This window comes from Rathayibacter sp. AY1D2, assembly GCF_002932695.1.
Classification (GTDB): domain Bacteria; phylum Actinomycetota; class Actinomycetes; order Actinomycetales; family Microbacteriaceae; genus Rathayibacter.
Map to the genome: position 1 here is coordinate 1 of NZ_PSVX01000031.1, position 24,427 is coordinate 24,427.

Here is a 24,427-nt window from a genome sequence, read left to right on the forward strand (position 1 = left end):
GCTCGGACGCCGCGCGCAGCACCCGCTCCTTCGTGGCCTCCGAGACGGGGCCGGAGCCGCTGAAGACCAGCGAGGCGGTGGAGGGGGACACTCCGGCCCCGTCTCGGAGGCCACGAAGGAGCGGGTGCTGCGCGCGCAGGTAGTCGAGCGCGGGATCACGCTCGAGCCCGGCGCCGCGCTCGCCCTGGCCGTCGCGGCGCTCGGCGCCATGGCGCTCCTCCTCGGACTCGCCCGCCTGCTCGACCGCCGCGCCGCTCGCGACGACGGCTGACCCCGGCGCGGGACGCCGGGTGCTCGCAACCCCCTGCCCCGCATCCGCCGAGAGGCGCAGACTCGTCCCGGGCGATCGCCCGCCACCCCCTGGAGACGAGACCATGCCCTTCTGCGCCCTTGAGAGCCTCCGCTGATGGAGCTGGGCATCGCCGCGATCGTCGGCGTCTCGGTCCTCGTCGCGGTCGCCGTCTTCTCGCGGCGCCTCGGCGTCGCCGCCCCGATCGTCCTCGTGCTCGCCGGCGTCGGCCTCTCGTACATCCCCGGGGTGCCGGAGGTGGTCGTCCCGCACGAGTGGGTGCTCGACGGCGTGCTGCCGCCACTGCTGTACGCGGCGGCGCTCAGCGTCCCGTTCATCGACTTCCGCCGGAATCTGACCACCATCACCGGCCTGTCGGTCGTGCTGGTGCTGATCTCGGCGGCCGGCGTCGGCGCGCTCCTCTTCCTCCTCCTCCCCGAGCTCGGGCTGGGCCTGGCGATCGCCGTGGGCGCGATCATCAGCCCGCCCGACGCCGTCGCCGCGACCTCGGTCGGCCGGCGGCTCGGCCTCCCGCCGCGGCTGCTCACCCTGCTCGAGGGCGAGGGGCTGATCAACGACGCGACCGCGCTGGTCCTCCTCCGCTCGGCCCTCGCCGCCGCCGCGGGGACGCTCGCGACGCCGTGGGCCGCGATCGGCGACTTCCTCTACGCGGTCGTCGTGGCCGTCGTGGTCGGGTTCGTGGCCAGCGTCGTCACCGTCTTCGTCCGCTCGCGGCTCGAGGACCCGGTGCTCAACACCGTCCTCTCCTTCATCGTCCCCTTCGTCGCGTTCATCCCCGCTGAGGGCCTGGGCGCCTCGGGCGTGCTCGCCGTGGTCGTCGCGGGCCTGCACACCGGGCACGCCTCCTCCCGCGCCTTCACCGCCCAGTCGCGGGTGAACGACCGGGTCAACTGGCGTACCGTGCAGTTCCTGCTCGAGAACGGCGTGTTCCTGCTGATCGGTCTCGAGATCCGCTCGCTGATCCACGACGCCGACAGCGCGCGCCTCTCGGTGCCCGGAGCGGTCGGGATCGGGCTGATCGCGGTGGTCGGGCTGATCGTCGTGCGCTTCCTCTGGGTCGGGCCGGTCCTCCTCGGCGAGCGCTGGCAGACCCGCTGGGCCGAGCGCCGGGCCCGCGAGCAGAAGGAGCTGCTCGAGTCGCCCGAGGCGCAGGAGCTGCCGAAGGAGGAGCGCGGCCGGGCGAAGCGGCGCTACCTGCTGCGGCGCAGCGACTACCGGCACTTCAGCCGCAACGGCATCGGCTGGCGCGGCGGTCTGGTGCTCGGCTGGTCCGGGATGCGCGGAGTGGTGACCCTCGCGGCCGCGCAGTCGCTGCCCGAGGACATCCCGTACCGTCCGCAGCTCGTGCTGATCGCCTTCACCGTGGCCGTCGCGACCCTGCTGATCCAGGGCAGCACGCTGCCGCTGCTGATCCGGGCGCTGGGCATCCGCGGGATCGACGTGCCCGAGGACCAGCGCGCGCTCGCGGGTCTGCTCGACGAGATCACCGAGAAGGGCCTCTCGGTGCTGGAGCGCCCGGGCGACGCCGTCGAGGGCGCCGACGGCGTCGCTCCGGACGTCCTGGAGCGGGTGCGGCAGACGTCGTTCCTCCGCTCCGAGGCCGCCTGGGAGCGCTCGCGCGGCACGGAGAGGTCGGTCGCGGACACTCCGCACCGCCTCTACCGGGCCCTGCGGCTCGCCGTGGTCGCCGCCGAGCGGGAGGCCCTGCTCGACGCGCGCTCGCGCCGCGCCTACCCGCAGCGCATCCTCCGCGACGCCCAGTCGCTGCTCGACCTCGAGGAGACGCGGCTGCGGGTCCGGCGGGGCTCCGAGTCCTGAGGGCTCGGGATCGTGACGATCGCTCCCGGGGATGCCCGCGCTGATCCGCGCCCTGTGGAGGAGCGCCGAACTCCTCGAGTGCGCCATCCGGATCGACCCCTCGGACCACGGCCGTCCGGCCTCCCCGGCATAGCCCGCCGATGCGTCACCCCCCGTTAAGCCCGCGCTCCCCGCTTCCTCTGGCACTGCCGTCGCCCCGCCCGTAACCTGCGGATCGCCTGAGAATCGGAAGCTCGATTCGCCCGCACTCGAAGAGGGGTGGCGGGCCGGGGCGGATCCCCTCGGGGGATATCACGAGGGCCGATCCGCGCGCCAGCCCTCGCAGAGAGGGCAGACGGGGCGCTGAGAGGAACGCTATCCCGTGCGGCGCCGGAGCGCACGCACCACTTCGTTCGAGTGCTCTCAGGTCCAGTCGAGAGCGGAGCGCTCGGCCCAGTAGCGGGCCGGATCCACGGCGAGCGCCGGGAGGTCCGCGAGCTCCCGGGGCTGTGCGCGCAGGTTGGCCCGCAGCTGCTCCGGAGTCGCCGCGCCGCTCAGCACGACGTCGGCCCAGGGCTGCGCGAGGGCGGCCCCCAGGGCGACGACGTCCGGCGCGGCGCCGGCGTGCTCGATCGGGTGCGCCACGAGCCTCCCGTTGGCGAGGGCCTCCTTGACCACCACCAGCCAGCCGTCGTCGTGCGCGGCGGCGAGCGCCCGGCCCGCGGACTGCTCGAGCGGGTTCCAGGTGCTCTGGACCGCACTGAACGGCGACTCCGGGATCGCGCGGGCGAGCTCGATCACGCGCGCCTGCTCGGGTCCGCTCGTGGAGAGGCCGACGCGCACTCCGGAGCCGGCGAGGCCGCGCAGTCGGTCCAGCAGCGGGCGGTCGGTGAGGGCCGGGCTCTCGGGAGTGATCGAGTGGACGAGGTAGGAGTCGGGCGCCGAGCCGAGCGCGTCGAGCGTGAGCGGCCACTGGCGGTCGAGCATCGCGACCGAGTGCTCCTTGCGCTCGTGCACCGGCGCGTCCATCGCCCACCCGCCGACGTACTCGTAGCCCCACTTCGACTCGATCGTGAGCGCCGCCCGCCGCTCGGGGTGCCGGGCGAGCCAGCCGCCGAGGAACTCCTCCGCCCGCCCGTAGGAGCGCGCGGCGTCGAGGAAGCGGACGCCGGCGTCCCACGCCGCGTCGAGCAGCAGGTGCGTGCGCTCGCGCAGCGCGTCGACGCTCCGCTCGGCCGCGGGGCCGAGGTCGTCGTCGCGCCCTGCCGTGATGTACGCCGGCCGGCCCACGGCCGCCAGCCCGATCCCGAAGCGCTGCATCCCGCCCACGGTACGCCGGTCCCGGAGCTGCGGCGGCCGCTAGCGTCGAGCGGTGACCTCCGCCCTCGACCGCAGCATCCTCCGGCTCGCCGTCCCGGCGCTGGGCTCGCTGGTCGCCGAGCCGCTCTTCCTGCTCACCGACTCCGCCCTGGTCGGCCATCTCGGCGCCGTCCCGCTCGCCGGGCTCGCGCTGGGCGGCACGGTGCTGCAGACGATCGTCGGCCTGATGGTCTTCCTCGCGTACAGCACCACTCCGCGGGTCGGCCGGGCCCTCGGCGAGGGCGACGAGCGGAGGGCCGTGGCGGCCGGGATCGACGGCGGCTGGCTGGCCCTGCTCCTCGGCGCCGGCATCGCCGTGGTGGGCGCGCTCACCGCTCCGGCCGTCGTGGCGCTCTTCGGCGCGGAACCGGCGGTGGCCGAGGCGGGCGTGCGGTACCTGGCGGTGAGCATGGCCGGGATCCCCGCCATGCTCGGCGTCTTCGCGCTCACCGGGCTCCTCCGCGGCTTCCAGGACACCCGCACTCCGCTGGTGATCGCCGCCGGCGGATTCGCCCTCAACGCCGCTCTCAACGCCGTGCTGATCTACCCGGCCGGCCTGGGGATAACCGGCTCCGCACTGGGGACGGTGATCGCGCAGTGGGCCATGCTCGCGGCCTACGCGGGAGTCGCGCTGCGGCTCGCCCGGAGGGTCGGCGCGCCGCTGCGGCCGCACCTCGCGGGCCTGGCCTCGTCCGCGGGATCCGGCGGCTGGATGCTGCTGCGCACCGCGAGCCTCCGCGCGGCGATCCTGCTCGCGGTCGCGACCGCCACCTCGCTCGGGGCGGAGGAGCTGGGCGCCTTCCAGGTGGCGATGACGCTGTTCTCGACGGTCGCCTTCGCCCTCGACGCGGTGGCGATCGCCGCGCAGGCGCTGCTGGGCCGCCTCCTCGGCGCGGGCGACGCCGAGCAGGCCCGAGCCGTCACGAAACGCTGTGTGACCTGGGGAATCGGTGCAGGAGTAGTGCTCGGAGCGCTGGTCACCGGTCTGAGCGGTGTCCTGCCGTACGTCTTCTCGAGCGACCCGGAGGTGCTGCGGCTGCTGCCCGCGGCGATCGCCGTCGTGGGCCTCACCGCTCCGCTCGGCGGCTACGTCTTCGTGCTCGACGGCGTGCTGATCGGCGCCGGCGACGGCCGCTACCTGGCGCTCAGCGGCCTCGCGAACCTCGCCGTCTTCGTCCCGCTCGCCCTGCTCGCCCCCGCCGAATGGCGCCTCCTCGCGCTCTGGCTCGCCTTCGCCGTCGGCTTCCTCGGCGCCCGCGCGGTCACCCTCGGGCTCCGGGTCCGCAGCGACGTCTGGCTCCGCTGACCGCACTCCTCCCCTGTGGAGAAGCCTGTGGACAACTCCGGTCAGCGCGGCGGTGCGCTGGTGTTCCCGCGGTGGAAGACGGCGTGGAAGCAGACCGCCTCCGCCTCCTCGTCGGCCAGGAGCGCGACCGCGGCCCGTCCCGCCGCACGGCCCTTCTCGACCGCGGGCTGGGCCATCGTCGTGAGGTCGTACTCGGCCGCGAGACCGGGCACCTGCACGCCGTCGAAGCCGACCACCGAGAGGTCCTCGGGCACGCGCAGCCCGCGCTCCTCCGCCGCGAGGATCACGCCCGCGGCCAGCAGATCGCTCTGCGCGACGACCGCGGTCGGCGGCTCCGCCCCCTCGAGCAGCGTGCGGCCCGCGGCGACGCCCTCGTCGACGGAGCTCGCCGCGGCGGCGACGACCGACGCCTCCGGGAAGACGTCCTGCACGCCGAGGAGGCGGTCGACCGGAGTGATGCTGGGGCTCGAGCGCCAGCCGGCCGGGATCGCGCCGCGGCGGCGGTCCTTCGCGAACGGGAGCGCGACCACCGCGACCCGCTCGTGGCCGAGCTCGCGCAGGTGCTCCGCGATGGTCCGGCTGGCCTCGCGGTTGTCGAGCGAGATCACGGCGCCGCCCAGCTCCGAGAGGCCCTCGACCACGACGACCGGCACCCCCCGGCGGCGCAGCACGGCGACGGAGTCGTCGACCGACGGGCTGCAGCCGACCAGGATCATCGCGTCGACCGGGGCCGTCGCCAGCAGGCCCGCGCCGTCGCCGGTCTCGGTGAGCAGCAGGATCCCGGCGTCGACCCCGCCGAGCACGTCGGCGATCCCGTCGAGCATGGCGATCTTGATCGGGTCGCGGAACGCGTGCAGCATCCGCTCGTCCACGACGACCCCCACGATCCCCGAGCGGCCGCGGCGGAGCGAGCGCGCCCGCGGGTCGGGGCCGGCGTAGTCGAGCTCGGACGCCGCGCGCAGCACCCGCTCCTTCGTGGCCTCCGAGACGGGGCCGGAGCCGCTGAAGACCAGCGAGGCGGTGGAGGGGGACACTCCGGCCCGGCTCGCGACGCGGGCGAGCGTCGGCCGGGGGCTCTTGCGGGGTTCCACGTTCCTCCTCGTGGGGGCGGCGCGCTCGTCGTCGGTTGACCGTCCCCGGGGTTCCGGATAGCTTAGACCGGCTCGCTTCGAATCGATTCGACCGTGCCTCTCGATCCGGTGTCCGGATCCCGCCCGCACCAGGAGAACCGCCATGACCTCGACGTCCGCGCTCACGCGCCCGCAGCTGGTCGCCTGGCGCAACGCCGTCTTCACGATCTTCGTCCTCAGCGGGATCTCCATCGCCACCTGGGTCTCGCGCACCCCCGCCATCCGCGACGAGCTCCAGCTCTCGACCGCCGGAGTGGGCCTGCTGATCCTCTCGATGTCGATCGGCGCGATCGTCGGACTCGCGTTCTCGACGCCGGTCATGGGCGCGATCGGCGCCCGGCGCGGCATGGCGCTCGGCCTCACCGTCTCGGCGGCGGGCCTCGCGGTGCTGGGCGTCTCGGCCGACGTCATCGGCGTCCTCCCCGCGGCCTTCGCCGGCATGGCGATGCTCGGCTTCGGCAACGGAGCGGTCGACGTGATGATGAACGTCGAGGGAGCGGCCAACGAGAAGGCCTTCGGCAAGACGCTCCTGCCGCTGTTCCACGCCTTCTTCAGCCTCGGCACCGTGGCCGGCGCGCTGATCGGCGCGGGCGCCTCCGCCCTGGCCGTGCCCGTCGCCGTCCACCTCGGCGCGATCGCCGTGGTGATCGTTGTGACCGCGGTGATCGCGATCCGCTTCGTCCCGGTCCGCGAGGAGCTCGACACCTCCGGCGCGGCGACCACGGTGAAGCCGCCGGTCCGCGAGCGCGTCGCCGCCTCCCTCGGCGTCTGGCGCGACGGCCGCCTCGTCCTCATCGGCCTGATCATGCTGGGCATGGCCTTCGCCGAGGGCTCCGCGAACGACTGGCTGACCCTGGCGATGGTCGACGGCCACGGCACCGACAAGACGACCGCCGCCGTCGTGTTCGGCGTGTTCGTCGCCGCCATGACCGTCGGACGCGTGATCGGCGGGCCCGTGCTCGACCGCTTCGGCCGCGTCCCGGTGCTGCGCGCCTCCGCCGGGCTCGCGATCGTCGGCATCCTGCTGTTCATCCTCGCCCCGGTCGACGCGCTCGTCGTCGTCGGCGCGGTCGCCTGGGGTCTGGGCTGCTCGCTCGGCTTCCCGGTGGGCATGTCGGCCGCGGCGGAGGGGCCGCACTCGGCCGCCCGCGTCAGCGCGGTGGCGATGCTCGGCTACGTCGCGTTCCTGGTCGGACCGCCGGCGATCGGCTTCCTCGGCGAGCACTACGGACTGCTGAACGCCCTCTTCCTGGTGCTGGCCCTGGTGGTCGTGGCCGGGCTCGCCTCCCCCGCCGCCCGCAGCCGGCGGAGCTGACCGCCCCGCTCCACGCGCCTCCGCAAGCCCCCGTGGGGCCCGGGCGCCCCGGCGCGCCTCCCCCTAGGCTTCCCAGGACGGCGGTGGAGGGGGAGCGGATGCGGTACCGAGCGCGCGACGGCGCCCTGCTCCACGTCGACGAGCACGGAGCCGGTCAGGGGCGGCCCCTGGTAGTCGTCCCCGGTGAGCCGGAGCGCCACCCCTCCTACCTCGGCTCGTTCGCCTCGATCGCCTGCACGCGCCGCGTCCTCGTGCTGCACCCGCGCGGAGTGGGCGGCTCCGCGGAGCTGCCTCCCGCTCCCCCGGCCACGACGGCCGCCGACGTGGAGGACCTCCGCCGCCACCTCGGCGTCGACGAGCTCGATCTCGCCGCGCACGACTCCGGCTGCCGCGCCGTCCTGCTCGCCGCCGTGGGCGCGCCCGAGCGCGTCGCCCACCTGCTCCTGATCGCCCCCGGCACCGCCTGGCTCGGGATCGACGACCGGGCTGCCGGTCCCACGACTCCCGCCGGCTCCGACGACACCGCGGCGATCCGCGACGCTCTGCAGCGCCTCGACTGCCCCGCGGTCGTCCTCGGCGGCGAGGACGATCCGGTGACGGGCGTCGCCGCTCTGGAGGCGCTCACCGCGCTCCTGCCGCAGGCGAGCCTGGCCGTCATCGAGTCGAGCGGCCACCACCCGTGGGCGGAGGCGCCGGCCGAGTTCGCGGTCGCGCTGCGCGCCTCGCTCTCGGTGCCGCCGCCCGCTCCTCCGCTCGGCCGCCGGCCTCCCGTCGCCGCGCGCTGAGCCGGGAGCCCGCCGGAGCCGCGCCGTCTATCCTCGACGGGTGCGTCTCGTCATCGCGCGCTGCTCCGTCGACTACACCGGCCGTCTCAGCGCCCACCTCCCGCTCGCCACCCGCCTCCTGCTCGTCAAGGCCGACGGGAGCGTCCTCATCCACTCCGACGGCGGCTCCTACAAGCCGCTGAACTGGATGAGCCCGCCCTGCACGCTGATCACGGGCGAGCCCGACGAGGAGGCGCGCGCCGCGGGAGTGACGCAACAGTGGACCGTCGCGCACCGCAAGACCGGCGACGCTCTCGTCGTCTCGATCCACGAGGTGCTGCACGATTCGGCGCACGAGCTCGGCGTCGATCCGGGACTCGTGAAGGACGGAGTGGAGTCGCATCTCCAGCGCCTTCTCGCTGAGCAGATCGGCCTCCTCGGAGAGGGGCACACTCTCGTCCGGCGCGAGTACATGACCGCGATCGGCCCGGTCGACATCCTCGCCCGCGATTCCTCGGGAGCCGCCGTCGCCGTCGAGATCAAGCGCCGCGGCGAGATCGACGGAGTGGAGCAGCTCACCCGCTATCTCGAGCTGATGAATCGCGATCCGCACCTCTTCCCGGTGACGGGAGTCTTCGCCGCTCAGGAGATCAAGCCGCAGGCGCGGACTCTCGCCGAGGACCGCGGAATCCGCTGCGTGGTGCTCGACTACGAGGCCATGCGCGGCACCGACGACTCCCACACCCGCCTGTTCTGACAGGCGCGGCGACAGGCACGGCGAAGGCCCCCGCGATCGGATCACGGGGGCCTTCCGCTCACCGGGCGCGAGGCCCGGGAATGCGGCGTCTCACCGGGCCGAGAGCCCGGCGGCCGCTACTTGTGGGCGGCCTGGTAGGCGGCCTGGACCTCGGAGGGGATGCGTCCGCGGTCGGAGACGGGGTGGCCGTTGGCGTTCGCCCACTCGCGGATGGCCTTGAGCTGCTTGGGGTCGCTCTTGGAGGCGGTCGCGACGCTCGTGGCGGCCGCGGGGCGCGAGCCGACACGGCGGGCGCTCGAGACGAACTTCTCGAGCGCCGAGTGGAGCTCGGCGATGTTGTCGGGGCCGAGATCGATCTCGTAGTTGGCGCCCTCGATGCTGAAGCGGACGGTACCGCCGTCACCGGAATCGATAAGGGTTCCGTCGATATCGTCGACAAGCGTGATCTTCTGGGCCACTTTTCCTCCTGGAGTTCGCGGGACCGGACTGTCTCGACCCGGACCGGGAGAGACATTACCCCCTTTCACAATCGAGTGCGCCATGAATGGCGCCATTCGTCCCTTTCTCGCGCCATGTCGAGGGGAATGTTCAGGATAAGCGGAGGCAATCACGGCTGAATCGAGCTGTTCGCCACCAGCCGTCGAATAGAGGACACGGTGTCCGCAGACGGCCGTAACGATTCCGGACACCGATCGCGCGCATTCCCGGGAACCGGTCCCGGCGATTCCGATCACGCCCCGGTCTTCGTTAGCGTGGAGCCATGGCACGACGAGGCGGACCCCCTGCACGCCCGGCGCGACCCGGTCCGTACCGCAATGCGGAGGCTCGGGAAGCACTGGAGGCGCTCGTCGCCGCTCCCACCGCCGAGGCCGTCGACCGGCTGCTCGAGGCCTGCCTCGACGGCTCCCTCGTGGTCGACGTCACGGGCTCCCAGCCCGGAGGCGTGCCGCACGTCCGCACCGTCGCGACGACCACCGGGGAGCAGGTCCTGCCGCTGTTCACCTCCACGGACGAGGTGCGCACCGCGGTCCCCCGGCAGCAGCATCCGCGGGTGCAGATGCTGGTCCTCCCCGGACGCGAGGCCTTCGCGCTGATCCGCACCGCCGACTTCGTCGCCGTGCAGCTCGACCCCGGCTCGATCGCCCAGGTCGTCACCCGTTCGTTCGTCGAACGGGCTCTGGACGCCGAACGGCCGTAGAGTGTGGCCCCCGGCGGGGCAGCGCCGGCGTCACCCCGTCCTCCGAGGTCAGGAGCCCGCCATGTCCGACACGACCCTCGCCGCCACCGGCCTCGACGCGCGAGCCGGCACCTGGTCCTGCATCCTGTTCGACCTCGACGGCACGATCACCGACTCGGCCCCCGGCATCACCGGCACCCTCGTCGAGACCTTCGTCGAGCTGGGCCGCCCCGTGCCCGCTCCGGCCGAGCTGCTGGCCTACGTCGGCCCTCCGCTGCTCGAGGCGTTCCGCGAGCTCGGCGGGATGACCGTCGAGGAGGCGCAGGCCGCGCTCGTGGTCTACCGCCGCCGCTACAACGCGGGCGGGCTGTTCGACTCCTCGGTCTACCCGGGGCTGCCCGAGGTGCTCGCGCGCATCGCCGAGGCCGGCGTGCCGCTCTCGCTCGCGACCTCCAAGCCGGAGTCGGCGGCCACGCGCATCCTCGAGCACTACGGACTGGCGCAGTACTTCACGGTGATCTGCGGCGCCTCCGAGGACGAGGTCCGCAGCGCCAAGGCCGACGTCGTGGAGGAGGCGCTGCGCCGGCTCCGCGAGCTCGGCGTCGACCTCTCGGCGCCGGTGATGGTGGGCGACCGCGAGCACGACGTGCAGGGCGCCGCCGCCCACGGCGTGCCGACGATCATGGTCGAGTGGGGCTACGGATCGCCGCTCGAGGCGGTCGGGACGATCGCGCTGGTGTCCGGCGCCGAGGAGCTCGCGGACCTCCTGCTCCCGTGACCTGCGTACGATGAGGGCATGACTGGTCTGGGCGTCGTCCTCTCGTTCGTGCTGTTCCTCGGCGGGATCCTCGTTCTCGGCAACTCGTTCCTGCTGCCCGACATCGCCGGATTCCTCTTCGTCGGCGGCATCCTGATGATCTCGGGATCGCTCGCCGTCGCGTTCCACGTCCTGCCGAAGTCGCAGTAGCCGGGTCGCTCCGGGCGGCCGCCTCCGCGGCTCGCCGCTCCGCTCAGCCCAGCGTGCTCGCGTCGAGGTTGATGACTGCATTGATGTAGACCGCCTCGCCGGCTCCGGCGATCGTCGGGTTCATCCGGAGCAGCTGCTGCACCGGGATCCCGAAGCGCTGCGCGATGTCGAAGAACGTGTCGCCCTGCACCACGGTGTAGCTCACGATGTCCCCCTCCCCGTCGCGGGTCGGCTCGCCGTTCGCCCCGGGAACCGCGCCGTTGTCGACCGCGAAGGCGGTCTCGGGGATGTCCGGTGTCGCGTTCGGCGTGAAGGTGACCGTCGCCTCGGGGACCGGCGCGAAGACCGTGGCCGTCGCCTGCGGGAGCGCCGCCGTGACGGTCGGGTCCGGTACCGGAGTCGGCGTCGCCGTGGCGAACACGGTGACCGTCACCGTCGGAGCCGGAGCGGGCGCCGAGCACCCCGCGAGCGCGAGCACACCGGCCAGTGCCGTTGCTCCGATGACCGTCCTGCGCATGTCCCCCGCCCTCCGCACGCCCCGCGGCGCCCGCTCCACCCTAGGAGACGGGGCGGCCGGGGGCACGTGCGCTGTCGCAGGAGGCCGGTGCTGCTGATCCACCGTCGTGCAGGGAGCTCCGCGGTCGCCGGGGCCGGGTCGGCCTCACCGGGACCGGGTCAGGACGGGGGCTCGGTGAGCAGGCGCAGCCCGCCGCCGCTGTTCGCCGCGTCCATCAGGAGCTCGACCCAGGTCGGGTTGATCGTCGGCTGCCGGCTCCCCGCGAAGTGGAACTGCAGGGCGATGTTCGGGTTCATCCAGAAGGAGTGGCGGCCCCGCGCGCCCTCGGGCATCGAGTCGAGGGTGAGGCTGAAGCGCTCGTCGCGGCGGAACTTCGCGTAGATCACGATCTGGAGGTGGGCCAGGGTCCGGTCCTCGATCTCGATGACGGCGGGAGGAGTGCCGTAGAGGAATTGACCCATGCCGCCAGACTATAGGCCCCTCGGCTTATTACTAGTCCGTCTAGCTATTTGGCTGCGGAGGGTTCCGCGTCGTCCGCTTCGTCCGTATCGTGCCCGTCGCCGTGCTCCGAGTCGATCTCGTCGACGGCCGCGCTCATCCGGCGGAGGAAGTTGACGACGACCTCGGCCTCGGGTGCGTCCAGGTCCTCGGCGATCTCGAGCATCCGGCGGTGCATCTCCTGGAGCGTGGCGCGCACCTCGTCGTCGCTGTCGACGGTCGCCTCCACGACGATCCCGCGCCGGTCGGTCGGGTTGGGCTTGCGCACGAGGTGGCCGCTGCGGACCAGGCGGTCGATGAGGACCGTGGTCGACGCGGACGAGATGGAGAGGTGCGAGGCCAGGTCCTTGCCGGTCACCAGCTCGCCCTTGCGCTGCTGGCGGAGCAGGTACTGGATGGCGATCAGGTCCGTCTCGCCCATCGCCATCCGCTCGCGCGTGCGGCGGCGCATCGAGACCTCGGAGACGCGGTACGTGCGCATGGCGCTCAGCACCTCGACAGCGCGGCGGGTGGACGACTCGTCCGGGTACCAGTACCCGGCGCCGCTCCGCAGGCTCGTGTCGCTCATCCGAACATCCTAGACCGGCTGATCACCAGGCCGTCTAGCGAGTCGCCCGCGCCTACGCTGGACCGGTGACCGCCACCCTCGTCGCCAAGGGCCTCTCCGGAGGCTATGCGCACCGCACCCTGTTCGACGGACTCGACCTGACGGTCGCCCCCGGGGACGTGGTGGGCGTCGTCGGGGCGAACGGAGCCGGCAAGTCGACGCTCCTGCGCATCCTCGCGGGCGAGACGGCTCCGCTCGAGGGCTCCGTCGTGCTCTCGCCGGGCGACGCCTTCGTCGGCTGGCTGCCGCAGGAGCACGAGCGCCGCGAGGGCGAGACCGTCGCCGGCTACATCGCGCGCCGCACCGGCTGCGCCGAGGCCTCCGCCGAGCTCGACGCCGCCGCCGCCGCCCTGGCCGACCCCGATCCCGACGGCTCGATCGCGGACCGGTACGCCCTCGCTCTCGACCGCTGGCTCGCGAGCGGCGCGGCCGACCTCGACGAGCGCACCCCGGTCGTCCTGGCCGACCTGGGCCTGTCGCTCGGCGCCGCGGCCGCCTCCTCGACGATGACCTCCCTCTCCGGCGGGCAGGCGGCGCGGGTCGGCCTCGCGGCACTGCTGCTCTCGCGCTTCGACGTGGTGCTGCTCGACGAGCCGACCAACGACCTCGACCTCGACGGCCTGGAGCGCCTGGAGGCCTTCGTCCGCGGGCTCCGCGGCGGCGCGGTCCTCGTGAGCCACGATCGCGAGTTCCTCGCCCGCAGCGTCACCCGCGTGCTCGAGCTCGATCTCGCGCAGGGCACCAACCGGGTCTACGGAGGCGGCTACGACGCGTTCCTGGAGGAGCGCGAGACCGCGCGCCGCCAGCGCCGCGAGAAGTACGAGGACTTCGCCGAGCAGAAGGCCGACCTGGTCTCCCGCGCCCGCACCCAGCGGGAGTGGTCGAGCCAGGGCGTGCGCAACGCGATGAAGAAGGCCCCCGACAACGACAAGATCCGCCGCAAGGCCTCGGCGGAGTCGAGCGAGAAGCAGGCGCAGAAGGTGCGCCAGATGGAGAGCCGGATCGCGCGGCTCGAGGAGGTCGAGGAGCCGCGCAAGGAGTGGCAGCTCGCCTTCACGATCGGCAGCGCCCCGCGCTCGAGCTCGGTCGTCTCGACGCTGAACGGCGCGGTCGCCCGCCGCGGCGCCTTCACGCTCGGGCCGGTGTCGCTCCAGGTCGACGCGGGCGACCGGATCGGCATCACCGGGCCCAACGGCGCCGGCAAGTCGACGCTGCTGTCGCTCCTCCTCGGCCGCGCCGAGCCGGAGGAGGGCGGCGCCTCCCTCGGAGCGAGCGTGGCGATCGGCGAGATCGATCAGGCCCGCGGGATGCTCGCCGCTGAGGTGCCGCTCGCGGACGCGTTCGAGGCGCTGGTGCCCGAGTGGCCGACCGCCGAGGTCCGCACCCTGCTGGCGAAATTCGGGCTGAAGGCCGACCACGTCGGCCGCCGCGTCGGCGAGCTCTCGCCGGGCGAGCGGACGCGGGCCGCCCTGGCGCTCCTCCAGGCCCGCGGCACGAACCTCCTGGTGCTCGACGAGCCGACCAACCACCTCGACCTCGTCGCCATCGAGCAGCTGGAGGAGGCGCTCGAGGCGTACGAGGGCACGCTGCTGCTGGTCACCCACGACCGGCGGATGCTCGAGACGGTGCAGCTGACGCGGCACTGGCACGTCGAGGCGGGCGTCGTCACGGAGGCGTGACGCCCGCCGCCGCGTCAGTCCCCGGAGGCCCGCGCCGCCTCGTCCTCGCGCCAGCCGGCCTCCTTCTGCACGTACTCGTTGTCGGCGAACTCCGCGAAGTCGCTCTCGTCGGTGATCCGGCGCACCTCGAGGCGGTTGCCGGGCACCAGCGGGCAGCGCAGCGCCCACTCGCGGGCCTGCTCCTTCGAGTCGACCCCGATGATCCAGAAGCCGTTGAAGAGCGACTCGGTCGGGCCGTAGGCGCCGTCGACGACGGTCGGCGGCTCGGAGGAGAAGTCGACCACGAAGCCGGAGGAGGCGATGTCGTCGGCCAGGCCGTCGCCCGAGAGCAGCACGCCCGCCTCGATCATCGCCTCGTTGTACTGCCCCATCCGGGTGATGATCTCGTCGAACGGGATCGAGGCGTATGCCTCCTTCGCCGCATCGGTCGCGCGCATGATCAGCATGTACTTCATCGGGTCTCCCTGGGGTCGGTGCGCGGGGGCGCAGGGCCTACTCTGGCCCATCCGGGGTGCCGGCGGAACGGTGGGTCCCGAGCGTCTGCGCCACGGGGGCGAGCGCGGAGCGACGGACCTTGCCCGCGTCGCTCCGAACGGGCTCGTGCACGATCCGGAGGGCCCGGAGGCGCCGCTCAGCGCCCAGCTCGGCGTTCGCCCGAGCGAGCAGACCGGCCGGGTCCACGCCCGCGTCGCCCACGTCGACGACCGCCTCCACCGCCTGCCCCAGCTCCGTGTCCGGCACGCCGAAGGCGACCGCCCCGCGGACTCCGGGCAGGGCCTCCAGCACCCGCTCGACCTCGGCCGGCCAGACGCTCGCTCCGCCCCGGAGGATCAGATCGTCGGCGCGGTCGACCACCCAGAGCCACCCGTCCCCGTCGACGCGGCCGACGTCGCCGAGGGTGTCCCAGCCCTCCTCCGTCCGCCGCGAGCCCGCGCCGAGGTAGCGGTAGGCGGGGGCCTCGCCGCGGTGCAGCCAGATGCGGCCGAGCTCGCCGGTCGGAGCCTCCGTGCCGTCCTCCCGCAGGATGCGCAGGGTCGTCCCGCTGATCGGCCGTCCGACACTGCCCGGGTGCTCCAGCCACTCCCGGCCCGTGATCATCGTCAGTCCGTTCGACTCGCTGCCCGCATAGACCTCGACCACCCGCTCCGGGCCGAGCCAGCCGATCAGCGCCCGCTTGTCGGCGGGCGCGCAGGGCGCTCCGAGGTGCAGCACCGTCGCGAGCGAGGACACGTCCGCCCCCGACCGCTCGGGCGCAGCCAGCAGGCGGCGGATCGTGGTCGGGACGAGCAGGGTCCAGGTGACGCGGTGCTCCTCGATCGCCGCGAGGACCCGGGCGGCGTCGAACCGCGGCAGCAGCACCAGGCGCTGCCCGGTCATCAGCCCGCGGAAGGCGTAGGTGAAGGTCGCCGAGTGCATCAGCGGGCCGCTCACCAGCTGCACGCCCTCGCGCGGCAGGAACGGCGCGACCGGCGCGTCCGGATCCAGCAGCGCCGGGCCCGCGGCCAGCACCACCTTCGGCCGCCCCGTGCTGCCGGAGGAGGTGGGCGCCTTCCAGGACGAGGCCCACCGGTCCTCGAGCGAGCCGGCCGGCACCTCCGGCCCGGGCCGCCAGTCGCCCGCGCGCCACGGGACAGCGGAGGAGGAGGGCGCGCCGATGACGAGCGCCGGCCGCGCGATCCGCTCCACCTCGGCGCGCTCCGCCGCCGACAGCCCGGTCGAGACCGGCTGCGGCACGGCGCCCGCCTTCCAGACCGCCGCGCAGACGACGAGCGCGTCCAGCGCGTTCGAGAGCGAGACGGTGACGAGGTCGTCGGTCCGGACGCCGAGATCACGGTAGGCGCGGGCGAGGCGGGTGCTCTCGCGGTCGAGCTCCCCCGCCGTCAGCGCGCCCTCGTCGGCCACGGCGACGATCCGGTCGGGATCGGCGTCGGCGAGACCGGTGACGATGCGCGAGATCGACCGGCGGGTCACCGGCGGCGCCCGATCGTGTCCAGGCGGCAGGACGGAGTCATCCGGGCACGCCTGCTCGCGCGGATCCCGGCCCGTCCGGAGGAGTTCCTCCTGAGCTCTGAACCGAGCCGTCGAGCACCCGCTCGTAGAACCGCAGATGCGCGGCCGCGACGTCGTCCCAGGAGTGCGAGGCGGCCAGGGCCCGGCCGTCCGGCGAGGGCAGCGTCAGGGCCTCCTCCAGCGCGTCGGCGAAGGAGGCGGGGTCCCGCCCGTAGCGGACCGCGTCCCCGAACACCTCGTGGATCACCGGCAGCTCCCGCGCCACGACCGGCACCCCCGCGGCGAGCGCCTCCATCGCCGCCAGCCCGAACCCCTCCTTCACCGAGACGAAGCCCAGCGCGGAGGCGCCGGCGACGAGCGGAGCGAGCCTCTCCTCCGGAACGGTGCCGAGGATCACCGGAGCGATCCCGAGCTCGGCCGCCCTCCGGTCGAAGGCGGCCCGGTACTCGCGGTAGTCGAACAGGGTCTCGCCGCCGCCGAACACCAGCGCGACGTCGTGGCCGCGCTCGCGCAGCAGAGCCCACGCCTCGAGCAGCTCGATGCTGCCCTTCCGCGGCTCGATGCCGCCGAGGGCGAGGAGGTACGGGCCGAGCTCGGCCCGCCACCCCCCGGTCAGCGGATCGTCGACGGCGGCCGCGAACCGCGCCGCGTCGACACCGTTCGGGATCACGTCGGGCAGCAGCCCCCAGCCGGCGCGCACCTCCTCGGCGACCGCAGCGGACACGCACAGCCGGGTCAGGGGGAGCCGGACGGCGCGGTCGTGGCAGGCGCGCAGCTCCGGGGTGGTGAAGTCGTCCAGGTGGTGGATCGTGCGGATCGGCGCGAGTCCGGCGGCGAGCGCCGCGTTGGCCGAGATGCAGTCCTGCGCGTGGACGACCGGGGCGTCCTCGCCCCGCAGGGCCTCGGCCATCGCGGCGATGGACCGGACGATGCGGGCGCCGACCGGCTCGCCCTCGCGGTGCGGAAAGGGCACCACCCGCACGGTCACGCACGGATCGACGGGGCGGAAGAAGGAGTCGTCGCCGCCCCGGGCGAGCGTGCGCACCGTGACGTCGTGTCCGGCGCGCGCGAGCGCCTCGGCGAGGGCGAGGGTGTGCACCACCCCGCCGCGCGGCCGGGTGGAGTAGGTCAGCAGGCAGATCCGCATCTCAGCTCCGGTAGGCGTGCTCCGCGCGGTCGCGGAGGTGGTGCATCGTGCGGCGGGCGCGGGCGACGGAGCCGGCGACGTCAGCGGAGGCGAGCGCGAGCCCGCCCTTCGCCCAGGTCTTCGCGATGATCTCTCCCGCCGGATCCACGACCTTCGCCTGCCCGAGGAACCGCAGGCCGCCGAGCACGCCGGTCTGGTTCGAGGAGACGAGGTAGACCTGGTTCTCGGCGGCGCGGGCGCAGTCGTAGAGATCGAACAGGTGGGCCTGGCGGTCGTTGCGGATCCGATCGGAGCGGTCGGTCACGCTCGCGGGCCACGCGCTGAGGCAGGCCAGCACCTCCGCGCCGTCGAGGGCCAGCGAGCGCGAGGACTCCGGGAAGGTCTTGTCGAAGTCGATCAGCATCCCCATCCTCCCGATCGGCGAGTCGAAGGCGGCGAAGCCGCGACCCGGCAGGTACGCCTCGGACTCGCCCAGCGGCAGGTGGACCTTGCGGTGCGTGCCGATCAAGCGCCCGCCGTGCACGCAGACCGCGGTGTCGTAGCGGACCTCGCGACCGCCCTCGAGCGCGCGCTCCGCGATCCCGAAGCACACGGTGAGATCGCCCGCCAGCTCGGCCACGCGGGCGACCTCCGGCCCATCGAGCTCGAGGCTCGGCGGCAGGTCCGGCCCGGGGTGCTGGAGGTCGAGCAGGTAGCCGCCGAGGGTCGCGTCCGGGAGCACGAGCAGGTCGACCGAGCGCTCGCGGGCGTGAGCGATGATGCCGGCGAGCTTGGCGAGGGTGCGGTCGATGTCGCGACCGAAGTGCGCTGCGACCGCACCCATCACCGTCTCCGTCATGCGAGGAGGCTATCCGGCGAGATCCGGCTCGCGCTCCCGAGCGAAGCGCCCCGCCTCGCGCACTCGCCGGACCTCCTCCGCCAGGTGCCCCGCATCGCGGGCGATCGCCTCGAAGCGGCCGGACCCCCAGGTGTGCAGCCACGGCAGCCCGAGGAACGACAGGCCCGGCACGCTCGTCACTCCGCGCTGGTGGGTGGGATGGCCGGCGCCGTCGAACACGCCGATCTCGACCCAGCGATAGTCGGAGCGGAACCCGACCGCCCAGACGACGCTGCCGATGCGCGCGAGGTCGAGCCCGGTCGCCTCGGACTCCGGCCGCCAGACCGGACGGCAGCGGTCCTCCTCGGGAGCGTCGATGCCGTGCGCCGCGATGTAGCGGTCGATGTCGTCCTTGATCGACTCCGCGACCGAGTCCGCGTAGTCGAGCGACGCCTCCGCCGTGGGGGCGAAGCGCAGCCGGGACCCCTCCACCCCGGCCAGTCGGCCGTAGAGGTGCATCCCGTCGCGGGCGAAGGCGCGCAGGTCGATGTCCCGCCCGCCCCCGCGCCCCGTCACGTAGTGGTTGGTCGACTCCCGCTTGGTGAGCCCGCCGACCTGCGCGTGGACGGGCACGTCGTACACGCCCATGTCCTGGAGCCAGGCGACGCAGTCGCGGCCCCGGTAGAAGCGCGCCACCCGCGGCGCGCTGCCGAGGGCGAGGTGGACCTCGCGCCCGGCGAGGAAGAGGTCCTCGGCGATCTGCGCGCCCGACTGCCCGGAGCCGACGACGAGCACGCCGCCGGGCGGGAGCGCCTCCGGCGAGCGGTAGTCGGCGGAGTGGAGCTGCAGCACGTCCGACGGCAGCCGCGCGGCGACGGCGGGGAGGACCGGGCGGTGGTAGCCGCCGGTCGCCACGACGACCTGGTCGGCCGTGATCGCGCCCGCGCTCGTGATCAGCTCGAACCCTCCCCCGGCGCGCTCGCGGAGCCGGCTCACCTCCACGCCCTCGACCACGGGGGCGTCGAAGCTCTGCGCGTAGCGGCGCACCCACGCGTGCACCTCGTCGCGCGTCATGAATCCGTCCGGGTCCGGCCCGTCGTAGGGGTACCCGGGGAGGCGGCACTGCCAGTTCGGCGTGACGAGGGTGAAGGCGTCCCAGCGGCGGTCGATCCAGTCGTGGCCGATGGTCGCGCGCTCGAGCACGACGTGCTCGATGCCGTCGTCGACCAGGTGCCGGCTGATCGAGAGCCCGGCCTGCCCGCCTCCGACCACCGCGACCTCGACGTGGCGCCCGGGCTCGATAGCGGCGCTCACGGCCGCACCCGCTGCCCGGCCGGAGCGGGCGGCTCCATCGCGAGCACCCTGACCGTGCCGCCCTCGAAGCGCTGCGCCGTGCGGAGGATGTCGGACTCCTGCTGCATCGCGGAGGTGCAGGCGAACCCGAACCGCTCCCGCACCCGGTCCGACGCGATGCGCAGCGCCTCACTCGAACGGGCGACGAAGTCCTCGAGCGAGTAGGCGGTCCCGGTCCCGAGGAACTCGTGCACGACCAGGCTCGGCGAGTAGCAGCGCTCCTCCGAGCCGTCCGGCCAGCGGACGTGGAAGGTCATCTCAGGCATGGACGAGTCCTCCGTTCCAGACCCGGTCGATGTCGTAGGCGCCGGGCCGCCGGTCGCGCAGGTGGAACATCCCGTCGCGCATCGCCTCGAAGGCGCCGCGCACGTCGATGTCGGCGACGGCCATGCCTGCTCCGAGCAGCGTCGTCGCGAGCACGTTGCCGCCGGGATCGACGACCTTCGCGTTCCCGACGTAGCGGAGCGAGCCGAAGGTCCCCGACTGGTTCGAGGCGAGCCAGAACACCTGGTTGTCGAGGGCGCGGGCGATGTCGAACTGATTGAACCGGTACGTCCAGCGGTCCTCCTGCAGGTTCTCGGCCGTCGCCGTCCGAGCGGCCGGCCACGCCGAGAGCGAGGCGATGATCTCGGCGCCGTCCAGCGCCATCGACCGCGCCGCCTCGGGGAACGCCTTGTCATAGCAGATCTGCAGGCCCACCCGGCCGACCGGCGTCTCGAAGGTGCCGTAGCCCGGGCCCGGCGAGTACGAGAGGTGCTCGCCCAGCGGCTGGTGCACCTTCCGGTAGCTGCCGTAGACCTGCCCGCCGTCCAGGAGCGCGGCCGCGTTGTAGCGGGTCTCGCCGTCGTCGTCGAGCTCGCAGAAGCCGATCGCCACCACCAGGTCGCCGACGATCTCCTGCACCCGCCGCAGCTCCGGCCCGTCCAGGCGCACCGCCGGCGGGAGGGAGCGGCGGGTGGTGGCGACCGTGTCGCCGTGGTTGCCGAGCGAGGAGAGGTAGCCGCCGATCGCGGCCTCGGGGAGCACCAGGAAGCGCACTCCCCTCTCGCGGGCCTCCTCGGCCAGGGAGGCGATGAGCGCGTAGTTCTGATCCAGGTCGCGGGTGAAGTTCGCCGCGACCGATCCGACGAGAGTCATCGCGATCGCCTACAGGTTGTAGGTGGAGTTGATGATCGCGCCCTTGCGGGCGTAGTGGATGAGCGCGTCCTGCACGTCGAGCGGGTGGCAGGGGATGCAGCCCTCGATCAGGTCCTCCTCGCGGAGGCCGTGGAGCGCCATGCCGAACCGGCAGACGAAGACGCGGTTCCCCTCCTGGATGAAGGTCTCGATGGCGTTGTTGAGGTTCTGCTCGCCGGGGAATCCGGAGTCGCCGACCGTCGGGAAGCCGCGGGTGGCCATCGCGTTGATGGTGCCGGGCCCGTAGAAGTAGAGCGCGGACTCGTAGCCCTTCCGCGCCGCGCGGGTGGCCTGGAGCACTGCGACGAAGCTGACCGAGGACTCGTGGGCGATGCCGTGCACGAGGGTCAGGTACGACTCCCCGGGCTCGGCCTGGTAGTCGGGGAAGACCTTGGTGGAGCCGTAGAGGTTGCTGCCCTTCGGGAGCGCCGGGTGGGCGATCTCGGAGCGCGACATCTCGATGTTGGCGCTGACCTGGTCTTCGATCTCCTGGGAGACGGACATGGTTCCTCCTGGTGTCGGTCCGCCGAAGCGGCGTGCGAGTGCATGGCTCCGGCGGGATGCGCTGAGACGACGCGGGACGACGTCCGCCGGGGTGGAGCAGTGGTGCGGAGTGGAACGCGTCCAGTCAACGGCCGGGATGTTTCGGAGTGGTTTCCACCGGAAGAAGCTCCCGTGACGGCGGATCCGTAACGAGACCGCGTTCCTCCCGTCACGAGGGCGAAACACGAGGCGCCTTGACTGGGGGGTGAGACGACCGCACCGACATCCCGGCCGCCGCTGTGCGCGGCCCGTCCGGCCCGCTCCGCGGTGCCACGAAGGAGTCCTCGTGACCGATCTCCGCAGTCCCTCCCCCGCGTCCTCGCCGCCGGCAACCAGTGCGGCGCACCCGGCCGCCGGCCCGCACCCGGTCGGCGGGGCGCACTCCCCGGGCGGGGCGCACTCGACCGGGATCCGCCGCACCGGCCCCTCCGCCCTCCGCACTCGCGTCGACATCGCCCTGCAGGGCATCCGCGTCGAGGCACCGGTGCACCGCGAGGCCGGCGCCGGCCCGAGCGACGACGGGCACGTGATGCTCGGCGGCCTGGGCGCCGCGATCCCGGTGAACCCCGACAGCCCCTACGTGGTGAGCGGGAACCGCCTCCTGCTCGAGGGCGCCGACATCGGCCTGGACGTGACTCCCGTCCGCCGCCCGCGCTTCTACGATCTCGACACCGCCGACGGCGTCTCCTACGAGAAGATCGCCCGGCTGCACGGCCGTGACATCCTCGCGACCACCGTCGTCCAGACCTGCATGCGCTACGACGAGGCGGAGCGCTGCCGCTTCTGCGCGATCGAGGCCTCGCTCGAAGCCGGTGCGACCATCGCGGTCAAGACCCCGGCCCAGCTCGCCGAGGTCGCGGAGGCGGCGGTCCGCCTCGACGGCGTGCGCCAGATGGTGATGACCACCGGCACCTCCAAGGGCCGCGACCGCGGAGCGGCCCACCTCGCGCGCTGCGTCCGCGCGGTGCTCGCGGCGGTCCCCGGGCTGCCGATCCAGGTGCAGTGCGAGCCGCCCTCCGACGTCTCGGCGCTGCAGGCGCTGAAGGACGCGGGCGCCGTCTCGATCGGCATCCACGTGGAGTCGATGGACGACGCGGTGCGGCAGCGCTGGACCCCGGGCAAGGCGCGGGTCAGCCTGGACGAGTACCGCTGGGCGTGGCGCGAGGCAGTGCGGATCTTCGGCCGCAACCAGGTCTCGACCTACCTCCTGGTGGGCCTCGGCGAGGACCCGGACGAGCTGGTCACGAGCGCCCGCGAGCTGATCGGGATGGGGGTCTACCCCTTCGTGGTGCCCTTCCGTCCGCTGCGCGGGACCCTGGCGACCGAGGTCGACCACGTGCTCCCGCCGGCCGGGTCACTGCTGGAGCGGGTCAGCGCCGAGGTCGCCGCGCTCCTGATCGAGGCCGGGATGCTGAGCAGCGGCCAGAGTGCGGGCTGCGCGGCGTGCGGGGCCTGCGGCGTCCTGAAGACGGCCGGCGCCTGATGGTGGAGCTCTCGATCCTCGAGGGTGTTCGGGTCGCGCCTGCGTTCACGGTGGTGCGGGCGGAGGAGCGCGAGCTCGCCGCGCACCGGGCCCTGCGGCGCGAGGTCTTCGTCGCCGAGCAGGGGCTGTTCGCGGGCGACGACCACGACGACGCCGACGACGATCCGCGCTCGGTGGTGCTCGTCGCGGTGGCTCCGGACGGCGCGGTGCTCGGCGGGGTCCGGATCGCGCCTGTCGGCGGCGGACGCGATCTGGGCTGGTGGACCGGCAGCCGCCTGGTGGTGGCGCGCGAGGCGCGGGGCGGCTCCGGGATCGGTGCCGCCCTCGTGCGCGCGGCCTGCGCGGAGGCGGAGGCGCGCGGAGTGCTCCGCTTCGAGGCCTCGGTGCAGCTGCGCAACGAGGTGCTGTTCCGGCGGCTCGGCTGGCGGAGGATCGGCACGAGCACCGTCGCCCGAGTCGAGCACGCCCGGATGCGCTGGCCGGTCGACCGGCTCGACCGGGCGGCCACCGCGGCCAAGGCGGCCCTCGGCGCCCTTCTGGCTCCGCTGGCGGCCGAGGGGGGCCTCGGTGGGGCCGGCTTCGTCGGCGACGACGGAGCACCGGTCCCGGGCAGCGACCTGATCGCCGTCTGCGACGCGATCGTCCCGTCCATGGTGGAGCGCCACCCGGAGTGGGCGGGGTGGTGCTCGGTGCTGGTCAACGTCAACGACCTCACCGCGATGGGCGCGACCGGCATCGGGCTGATGGACGCGATCGGCGCTCGCGACGCGGCCGCCGCCGCGCGCATCGTGAGCGGTCTGCGGGCCGCCTCCGCAGCCTGGGGCGTCCCCGTGCTCGGCGGGCACACCCAGCTCGGAGTGCCGGCGGCCCTGAGCGTCACCGGTCTCGGCCGTACCGCGGCGCCGGTGCCGGGCGCCGCCGCTCCGGGCGACGAGCTCTCGCTGACGGCCGACCTCGGCGGCGGCTGGCGGCCCGGCTTCGCGGGCGCCCAGTGGGACTCGACGTCGTCCCGGCGCGCGGAGGAGCTCCGGGCGATGGCCGCCTCCGTCGGACTCGCGCGGCCGAGGGCGGCGAAGGACGTGAGCATGGCCGGGCTGGTGGGGACGGTCGGCATGCTCGCCGAGGCCAGCGGAGGAGGAGCGGTGATCGACCTCGCGGCGGTCCCCGTCCCCGAGGCGGCCGGCACCGCCGACTGGCTCGGCTGCTTCCCCGGCTTCGCGATGATCACCGCCGACCGGCGGGGGGAGTCGAGGATGGGCACACCCTGGACCGCGACGGCCGCGGTGGGGAGCGTCGTCACGGAGCCGGGCGTGCGGCTGCGCTGGCCGGACGGCGAGGAGACGACGGCGATCGCCGGTGCGGTGACGGGGCTCGGCGCAGCGGGCTGACGGGCCGGGCCGGAGGCGCATCGTCCTCGGCGCGGCCGTGAGACGCAACCCCCGCGCAGACCCTCGCCGAGCGGCGGAGAATGGCGACGGCCCGTTGCTCGACGGGCGCTCATCGACGGAAGGAACGACCCCATGGTGGATCTCGGAGGACTCGCGGACAAGGCGAAGAACGCCGTGAACAGCGACAAGGGCGAGGAGCTGACCGACAAGGGACTCGACAAGGCGGGCGACGCCGCCGACTCCGCGACCGGCGGGAAGTTCGCCGGCCAGGTCGACAAGGCCCAGGAGGCCGGCGACCAGCACGTCGGCAACGACTGACCGCCGGGC

At 73.8% G+C, this 24,427-nt stretch carries 28 protein-coding genes; 13 read left to right on the plus strand and 15 right to left on the minus strand.

Translation table 11 applies throughout. From position 1 onward, the window contains the following. A partial coding sequence (locus C5D04_RS18195; protein ID WP_181137693.1) for a LacI family DNA-binding transcriptional regulator occupies nt 1-91 on the minus strand: 91 nt, incomplete at its 3' end. Between the two features lie 33 nt (nt 92-124). Between C5D04_RS18195 and C5D04_RS18200 the strand changes: the two genes are divergently transcribed. Both C5D04_RS18200 and C5D04_RS09615 read left to right on the plus strand, forming a co-directional pair. Continuing rightward, nucleotides 125-271 (plus strand): hypothetical protein, encoded by a 147-nt coding sequence (locus tag C5D04_RS18200; RefSeq protein ID WP_181127689.1) that lies wholly within the window; start codon nt 125-127, stop codon nt 269-271. Between the two features lie 135 nt (nt 272-406). Next, complete coding sequence (locus tag C5D04_RS09615; RefSeq protein ID WP_104347650.1) at nt 407-2,128, plus strand: sodium:proton antiporter; 1,722 nt, start codon at nt 407-409, stop codon at nt 2,126-2,128. A gap of 402 nt (nt 2,129-2,530) precedes the next feature. Here the strand turns inward: C5D04_RS09615 and C5D04_RS09620 are convergent, their stop codons facing one another. Continuing rightward, entirely contained in the window at nt 2,531-3,427 is an 897-nt protein-coding gene (locus C5D04_RS09620; protein WP_104233036.1) for an aldo/keto reductase, read from the minus strand. A gap of 52 nt (nt 3,428-3,479) precedes the next feature. Here C5D04_RS09620 and C5D04_RS09625 point away from each other — a divergent pair, with 52 nt between their 5' ends. Beyond that, nucleotides 3,480-4,772 carry an MATE family efflux transporter gene (locus tag C5D04_RS09625; protein WP_104347651.1) on the plus strand — a complete coding sequence of 431 codons (1,293 nt, stop codon included), beginning with the start codon at nt 3,480-3,482 and terminating at the stop codon, nt 4,770-4,772. Between the two features lie 41 nt (nt 4,773-4,813). Here the strand turns inward: C5D04_RS09625 and C5D04_RS09630 are convergent, their stop codons facing one another. After that, complete coding sequence (locus C5D04_RS09630; protein WP_258065379.1) at nt 4,814-5,863, minus strand: LacI family DNA-binding transcriptional regulator; 1,050 nt, start codon at nt 5,861-5,863, stop codon at nt 4,814-4,816. A 142-nt stretch (nt 5,864-6,005) separates the two neighbouring features. Between C5D04_RS09630 and C5D04_RS09635 the strand changes: the two genes are divergently transcribed. From C5D04_RS09635 to nucS, 3 genes are all read left to right on the plus strand, one after another. Beyond that, on the plus strand, nt 6,006-7,217 hold the full coding sequence (locus C5D04_RS09635; protein ID WP_104233017.1) for a sugar MFS transporter: 1,212 nt from the start codon (nt 6,006-6,008) through the stop codon (nt 7,215-7,217). 98 nt (nt 7,218-7,315) lie between these two features. Further along, nucleotides 7,316-8,002 (plus strand): alpha/beta fold hydrolase, encoded by a 687-nt coding sequence (locus C5D04_RS09640; RefSeq protein ID WP_104325516.1) that lies wholly within the window; start codon nt 7,316-7,318, stop codon nt 8,000-8,002. Between the two features lie 40 nt (nt 8,003-8,042). Continuing rightward, complete coding sequence (gene nucS, locus C5D04_RS09645) at nt 8,043-8,738, plus strand: endonuclease NucS (RefSeq protein WP_104222623.1); 696 nt, start codon at nt 8,043-8,045, stop codon at nt 8,736-8,738. A 116-nt stretch (nt 8,739-8,854) separates the two neighbouring features. Here nucS and C5D04_RS09650 read toward each other — a convergent pair whose 3' ends face one another. Further along, nucleotides 8,855-9,196 (minus strand): Lsr2 family protein, encoded by a 342-nt coding sequence (locus C5D04_RS09650; protein ID WP_104222624.1) that lies wholly within the window; start codon nt 9,194-9,196, stop codon nt 8,855-8,857. A gap of 302 nt (nt 9,197-9,498) precedes the next feature. Between C5D04_RS09650 and C5D04_RS09655 the strand changes: the two genes are divergently transcribed. From C5D04_RS09655 to C5D04_RS18205, 3 genes are all read left to right on the plus strand, one after another. Further along, nucleotides 9,499-9,936: an SseB family protein gene (locus C5D04_RS09655; protein WP_104222625.1), complete on the plus strand. Its 438-nt coding sequence runs from the start codon at nt 9,499-9,501 to the stop codon at nt 9,934-9,936. A 61-nt stretch (nt 9,937-9,997) separates the two neighbouring features. Then, on the plus strand, nt 9,998-10,693 hold the full coding sequence (locus tag C5D04_RS09660; protein ID WP_104222626.1) for an HAD hydrolase-like protein: 696 nt from the start codon (nt 9,998-10,000) through the stop codon (nt 10,691-10,693). A gap of 18 nt (nt 10,694-10,711) precedes the next feature. Then, nucleotides 10,712-10,882: a hypothetical protein gene (locus C5D04_RS18205; protein WP_159911733.1), complete on the plus strand. Its 171-nt coding sequence runs from the start codon at nt 10,712-10,714 to the stop codon at nt 10,880-10,882. A gap of 43 nt (nt 10,883-10,925) precedes the next feature. Here the strand turns inward: C5D04_RS18205 and C5D04_RS09665 are convergent, their stop codons facing one another. The 3 genes from C5D04_RS09665 to C5D04_RS09675 form a co-directional block, all read right to left on the minus strand. Continuing rightward, the gene (locus C5D04_RS09665; RefSeq protein ID WP_104222627.1) at nt 10,926-11,399 is read right to left on the minus strand and encodes a LysM domain-containing protein; all 474 of its coding nucleotides are present in this window, start codon (nt 11,397-11,399) and stop codon (nt 10,926-10,928) included. A 158-nt stretch (nt 11,400-11,557) separates the two neighbouring features. Continuing rightward, nucleotides 11,558-11,860 (minus strand): hypothetical protein, encoded by a 303-nt coding sequence (locus C5D04_RS09670; RefSeq protein WP_068250131.1) that lies wholly within the window; start codon nt 11,858-11,860, stop codon nt 11,558-11,560. Nucleotides 11,861-11,904: 44 nt separating this feature from the next. Further along, nucleotides 11,905-12,465, minus strand: coding sequence for a MarR family winged helix-turn-helix transcriptional regulator (locus C5D04_RS09675; protein ID WP_104295062.1), 561 nt, complete (start codon nt 12,463-12,465; stop codon nt 11,905-11,907). A 65-nt stretch (nt 12,466-12,530) separates the two neighbouring features. Between C5D04_RS09675 and C5D04_RS09680 the strand changes: the two genes are divergently transcribed. After that, nucleotides 12,531-14,183, plus strand: a complete 1,653-nt coding sequence (locus C5D04_RS09680) for an ABC-F family ATP-binding cassette domain-containing protein (RefSeq protein ID WP_104308167.1) — start codon at nt 12,531-12,533, stop codon at nt 14,181-14,183. A gap of 14 nt (nt 14,184-14,197) precedes the next feature. Here the strand turns inward: C5D04_RS09680 and C5D04_RS09685 are convergent, their stop codons facing one another. The 8 genes from C5D04_RS09685 to C5D04_RS09720 are packed head-to-tail and all read right to left on the minus strand — an operon-like array spanning nt 14,198 to nt 21,190. Further along, complete coding sequence (locus C5D04_RS09685; protein WP_104295064.1) at nt 14,198-14,638, minus strand: YciI family protein; 441 nt, start codon at nt 14,636-14,638, stop codon at nt 14,198-14,200. A 37-nt stretch (nt 14,639-14,675) separates the two neighbouring features. After that, the gene (locus C5D04_RS09690; protein ID WP_104295065.1) at nt 14,676-16,154 is read right to left on the minus strand and encodes an AMP-binding protein; all 1,479 of its coding nucleotides are present in this window, start codon (nt 16,152-16,154) and stop codon (nt 14,676-14,678) included. Between the two features lie 37 nt (nt 16,155-16,191). Further along, a complete protein-coding gene (locus C5D04_RS09695) occupies nt 16,192-17,340 on the minus strand; it encodes an MSMEG_0565 family glycosyltransferase (RefSeq protein ID WP_104222632.1) in 1,149 nt (382 codons plus the stop codon). A 1-nt stretch (nt 17,341) separates the two neighbouring features. Further along, the gene (locus C5D04_RS09700) at nt 17,342-18,178 is read right to left on the minus strand and encodes a carbon-nitrogen hydrolase family protein (protein ID WP_104250272.1); all 837 of its coding nucleotides are present in this window, start codon (nt 18,176-18,178) and stop codon (nt 17,342-17,344) included. Between the two features lie 9 nt (nt 18,179-18,187). Beyond that, nucleotides 18,188-19,471 carry an MSMEG_0569 family flavin-dependent oxidoreductase gene (locus tag C5D04_RS09705; protein ID WP_219812201.1) on the minus strand — a complete coding sequence of 428 codons (1,284 nt, stop codon included), beginning with the start codon at nt 19,469-19,471 and terminating at the stop codon, nt 18,188-18,190. Beyond that, the gene (locus tag C5D04_RS09710; RefSeq protein WP_104222634.1) at nt 19,468-19,776 is read right to left on the minus strand and encodes an MSMEG_0570 family nitrogen starvation response protein; all 309 of its coding nucleotides are present in this window, start codon (nt 19,774-19,776) and stop codon (nt 19,468-19,470) included. The genes C5D04_RS09705 and C5D04_RS09710 overlap by 4 nt, the downstream gene beginning before the upstream one ends. Further along, nucleotides 19,769-20,647, minus strand: a complete 879-nt coding sequence (locus tag C5D04_RS09715) for a carbon-nitrogen hydrolase family protein (protein WP_104347652.1) — start codon at nt 20,645-20,647, stop codon at nt 19,769-19,771. The genes C5D04_RS09710 and C5D04_RS09715 overlap by 8 nt, the downstream gene beginning before the upstream one ends. A 9-nt stretch (nt 20,648-20,656) precedes the next feature. Continuing rightward, nucleotides 20,657-21,190, minus strand: coding sequence for an MSMEG_0572/Sll0783 family nitrogen starvation response protein (locus tag C5D04_RS09720; RefSeq protein ID WP_104222636.1), 534 nt, complete (start codon nt 21,188-21,190; stop codon nt 20,657-20,659). A gap of 325 nt (nt 21,191-21,515) precedes the next feature. Between C5D04_RS09720 and C5D04_RS09725 the strand changes: the two genes are divergently transcribed. From C5D04_RS09725 to C5D04_RS09735, 3 genes are all read left to right on the plus strand, one after another. Then, nucleotides 21,516-22,712 carry an MSMEG_0568 family radical SAM protein gene (locus C5D04_RS09725; protein WP_258068881.1) on the plus strand — a complete coding sequence of 399 codons (1,197 nt, stop codon included), beginning with the start codon at nt 21,516-21,518 and terminating at the stop codon, nt 22,710-22,712. After that, a complete protein-coding gene (locus C5D04_RS09730; protein WP_104250269.1) occupies nt 22,712-24,100 on the plus strand; it encodes an MSMEG_0567/sll0787 family protein in 1,389 nt (462 codons plus the stop codon). The genes C5D04_RS09725 and C5D04_RS09730 overlap by 1 nt, the downstream gene beginning before the upstream one ends. Before the next feature lie 132 nt (nt 24,101-24,232). After that, nucleotides 24,233-24,418 carry an antitoxin gene (locus C5D04_RS09735; protein ID WP_104222638.1) on the plus strand — a complete coding sequence of 62 codons (186 nt, stop codon included), beginning with the start codon at nt 24,233-24,235 and terminating at the stop codon, nt 24,416-24,418. The last annotated feature ends 9 nt before the right edge of the window (nt 24,419-24,427 follow it).

Bases quoted from the DNA above. Each gene is read 5' to 3' on its own strand.
- C5D04_RS09715 (WP_104347652.1), bottom strand. From the start codon at position 20,647: ATGACTCTCGTCGGATCGGTCGCGGCGAACTTCACCCGCGACCTGGAT.
- C5D04_RS09670 (WP_068250131.1), bottom strand. From the start codon at position 11,860: ATGGGTCAATTCCTCTACGGCACTCCTCCCGCCGTCATCGAGATCGAG.
- C5D04_RS09675 (WP_104295062.1), bottom strand. From the start codon at position 12,465: ATGAGCGACACGAGCCTGCGGAGCGGCGCCGGGTACTGGTACCCGGAC.
- C5D04_RS09655 (WP_104222625.1), top strand. From the start codon at position 9,499: ATGGCACGACGAGGCGGACCCCCTGCACGCCCGGCGCGACCCGGTCCG.
- C5D04_RS09695 (WP_104222632.1), bottom strand. From the start codon at position 17,340: ATGCGGATCTGCCTGCTGACCTACTCCACCCGGCCGCGCGGCGGGGTG.
- C5D04_RS09735 (WP_104222638.1), top strand. From the start codon at position 24,233: ATGGTGGATCTCGGAGGACTCGCGGACAAGGCGAAGAACGCCGTGAAC.
- C5D04_RS09635 (WP_104233017.1), top strand. From the start codon at position 6,006: ATGACCTCGACGTCCGCGCTCACGCGCCCGCAGCTGGTCGCCTGGCGC.
- C5D04_RS09720 (WP_104222636.1), bottom strand. From the start codon at position 21,190: ATGTCCGTCTCCCAGGAGATCGAAGACCAGGTCAGCGCCAACATCGAG.
- C5D04_RS09730 (WP_104250269.1), top strand. From the start codon at position 22,712: ATGGTGGAGCTCTCGATCCTCGAGGGTGTTCGGGTCGCGCCTGCGTTC.
- C5D04_RS09685 (WP_104295064.1), bottom strand. From the start codon at position 14,638: ATGAAGTACATGCTGATCATGCGCGCGACCGATGCGGCGAAGGAGGCA.
- C5D04_RS09640 (WP_104325516.1), top strand. From the start codon at position 7,316: ATGCGGTACCGAGCGCGCGACGGCGCCCTGCTCCACGTCGACGAGCAC.
- C5D04_RS09710 (WP_104222634.1), bottom strand. From the start codon at position 19,776: ATGCCTGAGATGACCTTCCACGTCCGCTGGCCGGACGGCTCGGAGGAG.
- C5D04_RS09665 (WP_104222627.1), bottom strand. From the start codon at position 11,399: ATGCGCAGGACGGTCATCGGAGCAACGGCACTGGCCGGTGTGCTCGCG.
- C5D04_RS18205 (WP_159911733.1), top strand. From the start codon at position 10,712: ATGACTGGTCTGGGCGTCGTCCTCTCGTTCGTGCTGTTCCTCGGCGGG.
- C5D04_RS09660 (WP_104222626.1), top strand. From the start codon at position 9,998: ATGTCCGACACGACCCTCGCCGCCACCGGCCTCGACGCGCGAGCCGGC.
- C5D04_RS09620 (WP_104233036.1), bottom strand. From the start codon at position 3,427: ATGCAGCGCTTCGGGATCGGGCTGGCGGCCGTGGGCCGGCCGGCGTAC.
- C5D04_RS09700 (WP_104250272.1), bottom strand. From the start codon at position 18,178: ATGACGGAGACGGTGATGGGTGCGGTCGCAGCGCACTTCGGTCGCGAC.
- C5D04_RS09615 (WP_104347650.1), top strand. From the start codon at position 407: ATGGAGCTGGGCATCGCCGCGATCGTCGGCGTCTCGGTCCTCGTCGCG.